Raw genomic sequence first — 12,693 nt, 5'->3', positions numbered from 1 at the left:
CTCCATTTCATGCTTGCAAGTGAATACTTGCATTATATCCCTGAATATTATGAATGTCAATAGAAAATGTGTAAGGTATACTTGACATAATAGTAAAAATCAGTATACTTAAAGTAAGGTTTACATTACTTTTTGAAATGTAAGTATTCAGAGAAATATGAGATGGAGAATGTCATGAAAAACAGAATTAAAGAGTTGAGAGAGCGGATGGGGCTGACACAGGAACAGTTAGGAGAGCTGGTTGGCGCGTCCAGGCAGGCGATTCATGCAATTGAAGCAGAGAAGTTTGAACCGTCCATTTGGCTGGCGTATGACATTGCCTGTGTTTTTGAGTGTTCCATTGAAGACGTATTTATATTCAATCAAAGTCTGAGAAAATCCAGAAGTGATAAAAGTAGGCAGGACAGGAGGGAATCTTATGGCAGTGCGGAACTTACGGTATGAGGGCGATGCGGCGCTGAAAAAAATATGTAAAGAAGTGAAAACGGTGGATGACCGAATCCGCATGCTGCTGGACGACATGATGGATACGCTTCATGCATTTCCAAATGGGGCGGCGCTGGCGGCCAATCAGGTGGGGATTATGAAGCGTCTGGTTGTGATCGATTATGAGGATCAGTACTTGAAACTGGTGAATCCCAAGATCATCGGAACCAGCGGAGAACAGGAATGTCTGGAAGGCTGTCTCAGTTTCCCGGAACGGTTCGGAAAGACCATACGCCCTCAGACGGTGACAATTCAGGCGTTGGATGAGAATGGAAAAGAACTGATCTTAACAGGGGAAGGGGAGATGGCAAAATGCTTCTGCCATGAGATCGAACATCTGGATGGCAAGGTGTTTACCGATAAGGTGCTGGAATTTATAGAAGTATAGCAAAAATAATTACATGCAGGTGGTGATAAGATGTTTAAAATTGGTGAGTTTTCTAAGATAACGCAAGTATCTGTTCGCATGCTTCGCTATTATGATGAAGTAGGGCTGTTAAAGCCGGAAGAAGTCGATAAATGGACGGGACACCGAATGTACTCGGTAACTCAAATACCCCGTCTAAATAGAATATTATATTTGCGTGACAGCGGTTTTAATATTTCTGAAATTGCGCCTGCACTCGAAATGAATGATTGTTTACTTCTTGAAACCCTTGAACAAAAGCGATTTGAAATTATGGATACCATACAGAATGAGCAGGAAAAACTACGGAAAATTGCGATTGCTAAAAACGAAATAAAAGAAAACAAAGGAGAACTTCATTACAACATTTGCATTAAAGCAATCCCGGAGTATCAAGTGCTTTCTTTACGAAGAATTGTTCCTACATACTACTCCGAGAGTGAATTATGGAATGAACTTTCTGCTTTTGCCAAAGAACAGAAGATAGAAATATCCAGTCAAACTTTTTCTGTTTATCACGACACAGAGTACAAGGAACAAAATGTGGATATTGAGTTATGTGTCCCTGTAAGTAAGCTATGTAAAGATACTGCCCCATTCAGTTTCCGTATTATCGAGCCTGTCCCCGTTATGGCCTGCACAATGGTATATGGTGACTTTTCAAATATAAAAGGAGCGTATTTTGCTTTTGCTGAATGGCTGCAGAAAAACAGTAAATATCGAATGTCAAACCCTATGCGGCAAATTGTGCATAGGGGATCGTGGAATGAGAGTAATCCGGCAAAGTACCTGACTGAACTCCAAATACCGTTGGAACTCAAGTAGCAATGTCCTGCAGGTTCTTTCTTGGCTTTGGGTGCGGGGCTGTGCCGGAGGGGTAATATCCCGTGTCCGCCGGGCTTCCTACTCGCCATAAAAATGAACGTGACTGTCGGACACAAAATACATGTGTTCGCCAGTCACGTTCATTTTTACGGCTCGTATTCAGATGGCGGTACACTGGGATATTACCCCTCCGGCGCAGCCCCGCACCCAAAGCCAAGAAAGAACCGTCCAGCAAACATGCAGGGCGTTTTTATTTTCCCTCTTGTATCTCACATGATGTGAGGTATTATACTGATCTCACAATAGAAAACGAGGAGGTACAACATGAGTGATTATCAATTAAAACCTATTGGAAAGGTAAAGAATGATGACAGCGGAGCATTTATTGAATTAGAGCCGGAGTATATTCCCGGACTGCAGGCATTAGACGGATTTAGCCATATCAACGTAGTATGGTGGTTTAGTGATTGTGATAATCCGTCAGACAGAAATATATTACAAACCGAACAGCCCTATAAAAATGCACCAACAGTAATGGGCGTTTTTGCCACAAGGTCCCCAGTCCGCCCGAACCCGATTGCTTTGACAACATCAGAAATTATCAGCATTGATTTCAACAAGGGAATTATTCGGGTTACTTTTATTGACGCAAATGACAATACTCCAGTGCTGGATATAAAACCGTACACACCGAGTTTTGACAGAGTAGAAACACCCGGTATTCCTGCATGGTGCAGCGAGTGGCCGAGAAGCACAGAAGCGTCCGGCTGTTTTAATTGGGAGCAGGTATTCAATTTTTAAGGGGGCTTTATGAAACTGCAGGATTATGTTCAGAATAAACCGAAACTTGAAACGGACAGGCTTTTATTACGTCCTTTGCAATATGATGATGTTGCCGATTTGAAAGAATGGCTGGGCGACAGATCATTGTATCAATATTGGGGGAAACGTCCCGGAAAAAGTGACTTAAATCCCGAATTGCTGTTTCAAAAAAAGGAGCGTCCTACAAAGAGTTTCCATTGGGGGCTTGTTCATAAAAAGGACGATAAAGTGATAGGTGAATTGTGGGTATATCTCATTGAAAATGACCGCATGGCAAAAGTGGCTTTCCGGCTTTCTCCAATTTATCAAGGATATGGTCTTATGGCAGAAGCTTTAAGAAACGTAGTAATTTTCTGTTTTGAAAAAACAGAATTACAACGGCTATGGTCTGATGTTCATGTTCTAAATATCGCGTCATATAAAACACTGGAAAAAGCAGGATTTAAGCGAGAAGGGCATATTCGGGACGGGAAAATGGTAAATACTTATTGCGATTATTATTTATATGGTATCACGAGAACCGATTATTATGAAACAGAAAGTATGATACAGCCACCTCAATAAGGGAATGGGTAAGGGGTTTATATTCCCACACTTGAAAATGGCATTCTATTGTGTGATAAAACGGGCATACCGCCATTTAGACGATACGCCCGTTTTGCTTTACGCCCTGTTTGTCAGCGTTAATGATAAGTTTCGTTTACTTCCTTATCGCTATTGACCCGCCGCAGACGGAGAATCCCACTTGCGGGATTCTGCCTTATAAATGCTGAGGCCTAAAAACTGGTGGAAGGCTGTATTACGCCGCAGGCGATTTTAGTACCTGAATTGCCGGAAGGCTGGGTGGTGAAATCGTCAGGTTTCTGGTGAATAATAACGGATCGCCCCAGAATCTGATCGATGGTAAATCTCTTGTCATAGAACGACATCCAGGCGTATCCCTGATTCCCCAATAAGGGGAGCAGGTCTCCGGCATGATCCGGATGGGGCTGGTCAGCCGGATTATAATGTTCTCCGGTTTTACTAAAATCATCTGAGCAGTTTCCATATTCATGAATATGCATTGCGTAAAAGTCAGTGGAGCCGGGAGTATGGATATTTGGAAGACCGAAGACCTCAGCTTCGATCAGAACTCCGCCATATGGTGTGGAATAGAATTTAACCAGACCGCTGATCTGCGGCTGTTCCGGCCCTCCGGTAACCCAGGCTGCAGCCTGAGGGGATTTATCCTCCAGAATATCGATGAAACGCATTCCCGGAGTTACTTGATGATTAGACATAGTTCGTTACCTCCTTTGCTTTTACTATATGCATAAGCAGGAGGTTTGCTATGGAAAATATGAATTTAATCCAGGAATGCGACTACTCTCAGCGGAAATGCCTCCACGCCTGCGATCGGATAAGGAAATGCTGTTACCTTAAAATGGCTTCGGCCGATTTTATCGAGATTTGCAACATTTTCAATCAGGGGAATGTTGTTTATAAATAATGCGGTATGGTTGACATGTTCTTCCGAAGCCGGCAGTTCCACGCCTCCTGCATCGACGCCCATCATCTTCATGCCCGACTGAGACAGCCATTCGATCGCTTCATTGGAGAAATACGGGCTCATGGAATACTCGTCCTGCCCATAACGGTCTGCAAATCCCAAGTTACAGAACACAATTGCTCCTTTTGGAATCCCGCCGATCTTATCGGCTTCTTCTTTCACCCGTTCCAAAGAAATTTCCACCCGCTCCTGTATATCTGAAAAATCTAAAAGCACAGCATCCCCATAATAAGCGTCCAGAGGCATATCGGCCAGATCATAACCGTCCGGCAAGATATGATAAGGCACCTCGATATGGGTTCCAATATGAGAGACCATAGAAATATTGCTCATAATATACCACTGATCCTGTCTTCTCACCACATTCTTATTAATCGTCTCCGCCCCAATCGTTTCTACTGAAAATTTACGCTGGACTTTTTTAGGATCGATAATATGGGTTAAATCTACAACATTTGACATAAAAATCCTCCTTATTCCCAAACAGTATTTAAATTATGATTAAATATTAAACTATATAAAAAATAAAAGAAAGCATAAGTGTGAATAAAAGTGTTTAAAAAATAGACGTAACGCAATTTTATTATGCAGTCACCATCAATGCCGGCGAAATGGTCTCGGCCCAACCGGATGCATGTGAACTAAAGAGAAATCAATCCAAGTACGATGAGATAACAGAAGACCAGCATGATGAGTTGTATAAGCTATTTTGCAGTATGTATACCTCTTTGCAATAGTTAAAAAGACAAAACAGGACAGAAAAAATAGGTAAAAGTGCACAAAAAAATTAGTGAAATTTGTGCTGTGAAAGAAAAAGCGTGGTTGCTTTCATGAAAGCAACAAGACTATAATGTGAACAGGTTAGGGAGAGGTGGGGATGGATATTCAGAAGTTGACAATCTATGAAATATCTAAATTGGCAGGAGTTTCAATAACAACTGTTTCACGGGTCTTGAATGGAAGCGATAAAGTGAATGCCGAAACAAAGATGAAAGTAGAAGAGGTAATTCACAGATATGGTTATGTGCCAAAGCAGTCAGCACGCAATTTTACAAGAAATGAAGCGTTGGCGGTTGGGCTGTTAATGGATGATATACGGCATGCCTATATGTCGGAACTGGCATATGCGATCAACCAGGAATTAGGAATCTGGAAAGTTGAGCCTGTGCTGTGTAATATACCGGACATTGAGCGGGAATTTATCACACAAGTAGATAATTTGGTTGAGAAAAAAGTAAATGGGATCATTTTGCTGGGGTCTGTTTTTGAAAATAAAATTTGCAGGGTGGCGATCGAAAAACGTTATTCTGAGATGCCGTTTGTTACCGTAAATGCGAATCTTGCACTGCCAAACGTAAGAGAAGTCTTACAGGACCAGATTCAGGGAACAAGAGATGCTGTCAAATATTTATTTCAATGCGGTAAAAGAAAAATCGGATGGATTTATTACCATAAATCACATTCGGACAAGAAAAAACATGAAGGATTTCTGCAAGGAGTGAAAAAATACAAACTACCTGCAGATTACATGTGCGAGACAAATGATAAAAGTTTGGAAGAAGGAATCAGGGCAACAGAAATACTTCTTAACAGCCATCCCGACACGGATGCAATTATTTACTCCAGTGACAGTCTGGCAGTGGGAGGAATCCATTACATGAACAGAAACAGCATTTCAATACCGGATCAGATTGCGGTAGTTGGATTTAATAATTCGAGAAGCGCTAAAGAATGTTATCCCACGCTTACGTCCATTGATAATAAGACAAGTGATTCCGGAAGAGCGGCGGCTCAGCTGATGATCGACATATTAAATGGACAGAAAGCCGAAAGCCGTATGCTGGTTTGCGGTTTAGAAATAAGGGAAAGTACTCCCTGAAAGAGGAAGAAGGGAATCGTTTATGAGTAAACCAAATGTAATTTTTTTGATTCAGGATCAGATGCAGCAACAGGTATTGCAGCCGGAATCCTCTTGTATTATGCCAAATTTGAAAAAAATGGCAGAAGACGGAATTAATTTCAGCCGTGCTTATACGTGCAATGCAATTTGCTCTCCGGCCCGGGCATCATTTCTGACAGGTACACTTCCCCATATACACGGTATGGTGGACTGCACTCATACTGTACCTGAATACAGGGCGGAATTTGATGATAATCTGGATACACTGACTCAGGCTTTTCATGATTCGGGCTATCATGTGTCATATTTTGGCAAATGGCATATTGAACGGTCACATGAGCTGGAAAAGTTTGGAGTTGATACTTATAAAACTGAAAAGCATATTCCGGGCTTTCATGTGACAGTGGAAGATAAGGTGGTGCTGAAAACTCCGGGATATGAGGATAAGATGGTATGCGGCATTTTCTCGGAAGGAGTGGAAAAGACGGAAGAACACTATATCTATCAGGAAGTGATGAAAGATATAGAAGAACATACGGCGAATGGACAGCCGTTCTGTACCTTTATTTCAACCTATGCTCCACATGATCCATACTGTGTACCGAGAGAGGTTTATGATTTATATAAGGATACTGATTTGCAGCTTTCAGAAAATTTTTTGGATCCTATGATAGATAAGCCGGCAGTTTACCGCCGCATGAGGGATGTGCTGTCGGTGCTTCCGGAATCGGATTTTCTGAAGGCGAAGCGCTGCTATTACAGTTACTGTACCTTGGTAGATCAGCAGGTGGGCAGGCTGATTCAGTATTTAAAGGAAAAGAATCTCTATGACAATACACTGATTGTCTGTATGTCCGATCATGGAGACATGATGGGCGCTCATGGGTTGATGATGAAGAGTGTGGAACCATTTGAAGAGATTTACCATATCCCGCTGCTGATGAAGCTTCCAAAGCAGATGTACGCCGGTATGAATGCCGGTTTCTATATCAATACATATGAGATTGCTCCAACCGTACTGGAATTGGCTGGCGTCAGAAACTTGCAGGGAAAGCATGTGGGTATCTCCATGGCACCATGGATTAAGGGCGAAAAAAAGGATAATCACTATGCCTTTGCAGAATTTTTCGGTCAGAGATATGCATATACGCAGCGTATTTACTGGGAAGATGATATGAAATATGTTTTTAATGCATTTGATGAAGATGAACTCTACGATTTAAAACGAGATCCTTTTGAAATGACGAATTTAAATCATAATGTTCACTATCAGGAACAGAAAAAAAATCTATGCGCTAAGATGTGGGAATGTATTAAGGATACGGAAGACTTTTGTTTGGCAGATGCGGAATATTATCTGATGCGCTTTGCCCCGGTTGGACCCGGCGAGAAGAAGCAGAACAATGAGTATTCCATATACAATAAAAAATTCTAAAACTGCTCCTTTACCAAAGGCCATGGACGGGAGTTGTTATAAAATGATGAATGCACAGTATTTCATCAAGAAGCACTTAATAATCAATATCATGATATTAGCGTTAAAAATCAGATAGGGAAATTCAGGAGGAAAAAAATATGTTTAAAAAGCGTTTGTTATCACTTGTATGCATAGTATCTATGGCGGCAGCCATGACAGCATGTGGAACTTCCGATTCAGGAAACACAGCGACGACAGCCGGACAGACCGCAGCTGTGGCAGCGGAATCTACAGAGAAGGCGGAGACAACAGAAAAGGCAGAAGCAGCAGAAAAAACTGAAGCAGCAGGCGGATATATACCGGAGGGGGATTTTAACATTCGTGTATTTGCGGCAGCAGGCGGAGTTGCTGATACTATCACCCGTATTACCGCACAAAGCCTTCAGGAAGAGTATGGGGCAACGGCAATTGTTAATAATCTGACAGGAGCAAGCGGGGCTGTTGCAGCGGCAGATCTGAATGCCTATGAGCCGTCCATCAATGAAATGGCAGTTGTGAGTATGAGCCTTTTTACAATGGCGCCATTGATGAATAAAGATTTAAACATAAGTATTGATGATTATGAAATGGTGGGCTCCCTGATTCGCGACGAGTTTGTACTGTTTGTTTCTAAGGACAGCGGAATAAAGAGCTGGGAAGACCTGGTGGAGTACGGAAAGAATAATCAGATTATATATGCCTCCAATACACCGGGCGGAAATACCCATATTGTTCAGACCGCCTTATTTGGCGAAGCCGGATTGGATGCTCAGGCGCTTACTTCTGATGGAAGCAACAAGGATATTCTTGCCTGCATGTCAGGCGATGCTATTTGCGGAAGCGCCACAACTACGCTTGCTAAGCCGTATGTAGAGAGCGGAGACATCATACCGATCGGTATATTTTCAAAGGATGTTTATACAGGATATGAAGGATATGAAGTGCCGACAATGGCCAGCCTTGGATACGATATCACTATCCCGTCCTATAACTTTCTCATTACCCGCGCCGGTGTAGATAAGGCGGAAATCGACGGATTTTTCCAGGCGGTTCTCGCATGCAGGGAAACCGACAAATTCAAGGAATTGGCAGCAGCTTCCGGCTATGAACCGGATAATACGGACAGCGATACGCTGCGTACGGAAATTGAATTTTATGCAAATGAATGTAAGGAAATCTATGATAAATATTACAAATAGAAAGAATTTGGCATGAATGGAAGGGGAGTTGGAAACAGATGCGGATTAAATATAAATTAAATCTATCGGCGGGCTGTCTGGCCGTATTGGGGGCGATCATCCTTTTTCTGATCATTCCCTCACAGGTTGGACTGGAAAATCAGTCGGTACAGGGAATCACCTCCCGGTCTTTGCCATATGGGCTCTGTATACTTATGGCAGGATGTGGCGTGGGATTGATTTTTCAAAGTTTAGTTTTAAAAAGGGATGAGATAAAAGAATTGGAGATAAAACAGGAAGTAAAAGGAATCTGTTATATGCTGCTCCTTTTGGTGTACGGCTATGGTTTTTCACACGGCTTTCTGGTTTCAACTATGCTTTTAGGAGTGGCCACATTGGCTTTCACAAAATGTAAAAAGGCTTCCTATTATGCGATTGTCATCGTTACGGTTGTGGCTTTGTACTTTATATTTACCCGTTTGCTTCATGTCAGATTACCATAGGAAAAGGAGGGAGAAATAGTATGGAACTGGTTATTTCTGCATTGGGTCAGCTTCTGACGTTTGAAAACTTCGTTTTTATTAATGTCGGAACCTTTATCGGTATTATATTTGGCGCAATTCCCGGAATGAGCGGGAATTTGGGTATTACCGTATTTCTGCCTTTTACATTTTCTATGGGGACTGTACCGGCGCTGCTTATGCTCTGCGGTATCTTTTTCGGATCAAATTTCGGCGGTTCAATCAGCGCAATTTTAATCAATACGCCGGGTACGAATGGAGCGTGCGCCACATTGCTGGATGGATATCCGCTGGCGAAAAAAGGGCATCCGCTGAAGGCTCTTGATATGGCGTTGATTGCCTCCACATTCGGCGGACTTGTAAGCGCCTTGTGCCTTCTGTTTTTCTCGCCGCAGATCAGTAAGGTGGCTATGAGCTTTGGGGCACCGGAATATTTTGCATTAGCGCTGTTTGGATTATCGATTATAGCATCTGTCAGCGGTAAAAGCATCATGAAAGGCCTGATCAGCGGATCGGTAGGGATGCTGGTTGCGACGGTTGGGATTGATAGTGTCAGTGGAATGACGCGGTTTACCTTTGGCAATATAAAAATGTATAACGGCATAAAGATGATCGCTGTTTTGCTGGGAGTTTATGCCGTGGCCCAGTTAATCGCCCGAATCAATGGAACGGAAGCGGGGGGACAGGCCAGCCGTCTTGATATGAAAGGGATGAAATCCGACCGGGTATCTTTTAAAGAGGTCAAAAGCCTGCTTCCTACTATGGGCAAATCTTCGATAATCGGCTCGGTTATTGGTGCAATTCCCGGAACGGGAAGCGCGATTGCGGCCTACATATCCTATAATGAAGCTAAGAGGAGAGCAAAACCGGATGAACATTTTGGAGAAGGCGAACTGAAAGGAATTGCAGCTCCGGAATCTGCAAATAACGGGGCGACAGCTTCTTGTCTGATACCATTGCTGACATTGGGAATACCGGGAGATGCGGTTGCGGCAACGCTGATGGGAGCATTTACTATGCACGGCCTGGTGGTTGGGCCGAAACTGTTTGTATCGTCGGGATCTGTGATCTATGCGATGATGATCGGGTGTGTAATAGCTCAGCTGTTTATGTATTTGCAGGGACGGTATCTGATGCCGGTATTTGTAAAAATTACCCATATTCCACAGGATCTTTTGACGGCGCTTTTGATGGTGGTTTGTTGTGCCGGTGCATTTGCAATTGCAAACTCGCCGTTTGAAGTATATGTCATGCTGGTATTTGGTGTAGTCGCCTATGTAATGAACAAATTTGGTTTTCCGCCGGTTCCGATTGTGCTGGGAATGGTTCTGGGGCCGATCGCTGAATCGAATCTGCGCAACTCATTGACATTATCGAAAGGGAGCTGGATGATATTTGTACAGAGACCGATCTGCCTTATGTTCATTGTCCTGACAGTCGTTTTGATTTTTCTCTTGAAGAGAAGTGCAAAGAAAAATGGAATATAGAACCAAAGATGGTTTTTTTGAAGGATTAGTTTACAATGAAAAACCAAAGATAATAGAATAGACCATATTAAAAGCAGGTAAAAAACATACCTGCTTTTAATAATATACCCGGATAATATACCTTAAAAATATCTCTAAATAATATACATTAAAGAATGCATTCAGGCATTCTTTTTTTAAAATCCTTTCTCGGTTATTTATTCATAATTCTCCACAACGTAGTCCTGCATATTCCAAGCCTTGCGGCCGCCTGGCTTTGATTCCCTCCTGTTTCCGACAGCACCGCTTTTACAATATCCCTTTGGATATCTTCCAGCGGTTTATTCAAATTCAATACGCTGGAAAGTGCGGAGGAAGAAGCCAGGTTGGAATTTTCGGATTCCAGCATCCGCTTTACGCTTTCTTCCTGTATATAGGAAGAGGCGGCGTTGGTTACCAGCTGGGTGATAACCCGTTTAAACTGGGTCAGGTTTCCGGGCCATTGGTATGACTCGATGAGAGCCATGGCCTGAGGGGTGAAGCCGATGATCTGTTTTGCCAGATCGATATTGACGGTGCTGATGTAAAGGCTGGCCAATGCCTGTATCTCATTGGAGCGCTCTCTGAGAGGCACCATGCGGATGGTTAAACAGGAAAGCTGGTTTACCAGATTCAGAATATGGGAAGGCATTTTTTCGCCCGGCATGGTGGTATAGGACAGGATTACCCTGTTTCTCCGGCATAAACCGGTATCGTATAGGACGGATTTTAACTTGTCCGTCTTGGCAGCGGTTAATTTTTCAATGTTGCGGAAATATAGGGTGATCTCCTGGCTGTTGATGGGCGAATTTACGTGATTCAATAAATAAGTCCACGTTTTGTCGGTTGCCAGTTCGAAGTCAATTACAACATAGGGATGATTCTGGTATTTGCCCTGGGTGTAGATGGTGGCGGCAATCTGCTCCTTTCCGGCTCCATTTTCCCCCAGTATCATGACCGGGTAAGGGGACAGGATGATCTGCTGCAGGGATTGGGAAGCGTCATAACCGGAAGAGGACAGTTCCAGGTAGTGATATAAAAATGTGTCCACGGCTTCGCCTCTGGAAAAAACCCGGATCTCATTCTTCGGAGAGTTGTAGGGCTTTTTTTGCTGGGAAAAATAGAAAATGGTGAACGGGCAGTCTGCAATTTCCACATTTTTCTCCCGAACCGTTATTATCATGCCGTTGTTGGCTTTTACGATGGTGGAATCCGCCTGCTGGATGTTTTGAAGGCGTCTGGAGGCGATGGAGACGGCCAAATCTTTCTTTATGGTTTTTAGCGATGAGAAGATCAGCTCCTTTTCCTTGTTAAAAACAAGCATCTCATGATCGCTCTGTTCCAAAAGTCCGCGTAAGAATTCTTCTTTTTCCCTAACCTGCGCCAGGGTGGTGCAGAGTCTGACCGCCTGGTCTATGGCGGAAGTCAGGCTTTCCCGGCCTGTGGTTATGAGTATGGAGTTGAGACCGTTCCGTCTGGCGATGGAATCGATGCCCATTCCGGAGACGATCAGCCGGTATCCCTTATTTTTTAAACGTTCCATCAGGGGAACCGCTTCTTCTAATGTAAAAAGAGTGTGGATATCCAGATCCAGCTGTAAAAGATCGCGGAGCAGGTGTGCGCTGTTGGTGACCGGGGTAAATCCCACGATTGCATACGGTTCATTGAAATTATCGGCCAGTTTCATGGCGTGGAGCACGTCGTAGAAGGAGAGGGGAAACTCAATGACAGGTATAGGAGTTACTTTCTTAATCATAGAAGCTGTCTCGCCGCGGGAGAGGATGGCGTCATAGTCAATGGAAGAGCGCTGCTGTACGATTTCCACCCCGCTGTAAAGGTTTCCTACATAAGCATCCATGTCTACCTGATCCATGGAGGATACAATCTCGTAAAGCTGGCTCTGAATGCTTTCGCTCGGTGCGATTGCTAATAATTTGATTTTTCTTCTGCTCATTTTTCTATGAATCCCTCCTATACTGTTTAAATTATATACAATAATAACATATATAAAAATGGATTACAAGAATATGTTTAAAATATAAACA

Annotated in this window: 13 protein-coding genes; 10 read left to right on the top strand and 3 right to left on the bottom strand. The window is 43.1% G+C overall.

The window, feature by feature from the left end:
• The first annotated feature begins 174 nt into the window (after positions 1-174).
• The 5 genes from C0033_RS09810 (at position 175) to C0033_RS09790 (ending at position 3,103) form a co-directional block, all read left to right on the top strand.
• On the top strand, positions 175-444 hold the full coding sequence (locus tag C0033_RS09810; RefSeq protein ID WP_103227681.1) for a helix-turn-helix transcriptional regulator: 270 nt from the start codon (positions 175-177) through the stop codon (positions 442-444).
• Entirely contained in the window at positions 419-874 is a 456-nt protein-coding gene (def, locus tag C0033_RS09805) for a peptide deformylase (RefSeq protein ID WP_103227680.1), read from the top strand. Before C0033_RS09810 ends, def begins: the two co-directional genes overlap by 26 nt.
• A gap of 30 nt (positions 875-904) precedes the next feature.
• On the top strand, positions 905-1,717 hold the full coding sequence (locus tag C0033_RS09800) for a MerR family transcriptional regulator (RefSeq protein ID WP_103227679.1): 813 nt from the start codon (positions 905-907) through the stop codon (positions 1,715-1,717).
• A gap of 324 nt (positions 1,718-2,041) precedes the next feature.
• Positions 2,042-2,518, top strand: a complete 477-nt coding sequence (locus tag C0033_RS09795) for an SAM-dependent methyltransferase (protein ID WP_103227678.1) — start codon at positions 2,042-2,044, stop codon at positions 2,516-2,518.
• A 9-nt stretch (positions 2,519-2,527) separates the two neighbouring features.
• The gene (locus tag C0033_RS09790) at positions 2,528-3,103 is read left to right on the top strand and encodes a GNAT family protein (RefSeq protein WP_103227677.1); all 576 of its coding nucleotides are present in this window, start codon (positions 2,528-2,530) and stop codon (positions 3,101-3,103) included.
• A gap of 212 nt (positions 3,104-3,315) precedes the next feature.
• Here C0033_RS09790 and C0033_RS09785 read toward each other — a convergent pair whose 3' ends face one another.
• Positions 3,316-3,819, bottom strand: coding sequence for a superoxide dismutase family protein (locus C0033_RS09785; protein ID WP_103227676.1), 504 nt, complete (start codon positions 3,817-3,819; stop codon positions 3,316-3,318).
• A gap of 65 nt (positions 3,820-3,884) precedes the next feature.
• Positions 3,885-4,550: a cyclase family protein gene (locus C0033_RS09780; protein WP_103227675.1), complete on the bottom strand. Its 666-nt coding sequence runs from the start codon at positions 4,548-4,550 to the stop codon at positions 3,885-3,887.
• Positions 4,551-4,965: 415 nt separating this feature from the next.
• Here C0033_RS09780 and C0033_RS09775 point away from each other — a divergent pair, with 415 nt between their 5' ends.
• The 5 genes from C0033_RS09775 (at position 4,966) to C0033_RS09755 (ending at position 10,630) form a co-directional block, all read left to right on the top strand.
• Entirely contained in the window at positions 4,966-5,967 is a 1,002-nt protein-coding gene (locus tag C0033_RS09775; RefSeq protein ID WP_103227674.1) for a LacI family DNA-binding transcriptional regulator, read from the top strand.
• A 22-nt stretch (positions 5,968-5,989) separates the two neighbouring features.
• Positions 5,990-7,423, top strand: a complete 1,434-nt coding sequence (locus C0033_RS09770) for a sulfatase-like hydrolase/transferase (RefSeq protein ID WP_103227673.1) — start codon at positions 5,990-5,992, stop codon at positions 7,421-7,423.
• Between the two features lie 140 nt (positions 7,424-7,563).
• Positions 7,564-8,643, top strand: a complete 1,080-nt coding sequence (locus C0033_RS09765; protein ID WP_103227672.1) for a tripartite tricarboxylate transporter substrate-binding protein — start codon at positions 7,564-7,566, stop codon at positions 8,641-8,643.
• Positions 8,644-8,681: 38 nt separating this feature from the next.
• Positions 8,682-9,125 carry a tripartite tricarboxylate transporter TctB family protein gene (locus C0033_RS09760; protein WP_103227671.1) on the top strand — a complete coding sequence of 148 codons (444 nt, stop codon included), beginning with the start codon at positions 8,682-8,684 and terminating at the stop codon, positions 9,123-9,125.
• A gap of 20 nt (positions 9,126-9,145) precedes the next feature.
• On the top strand, positions 9,146-10,630 hold the full coding sequence (locus C0033_RS09755; protein WP_103227670.1) for a tripartite tricarboxylate transporter permease: 1,485 nt from the start codon (positions 9,146-9,148) through the stop codon (positions 10,628-10,630).
• Positions 10,631-10,823: 193 nt separating this feature from the next.
• On the opposite strand, the gene C0033_RS09750 is transcribed toward C0033_RS09755, so the two are convergent.
• Positions 10,824-12,602 carry a sigma-54-dependent transcriptional regulator gene (locus tag C0033_RS09750; RefSeq protein ID WP_103227669.1) on the bottom strand — a complete coding sequence of 593 codons (1,779 nt, stop codon included), beginning with the start codon at positions 12,600-12,602 and terminating at the stop codon, positions 10,824-10,826.
• Positions 12,603-12,693 lie beyond the last annotated feature (91 nt).

This window comes from Clostridium sp. chh4-2 (genome assembly GCF_002899675.1).
In the GTDB taxonomy this organism is placed as follows: domain Bacteria; phylum Bacillota; class Clostridia; order Lachnospirales; family Lachnospiraceae; genus CHH4-2.
This window is presented reverse-complemented; position numbering and strand designations above follow the sequence as displayed.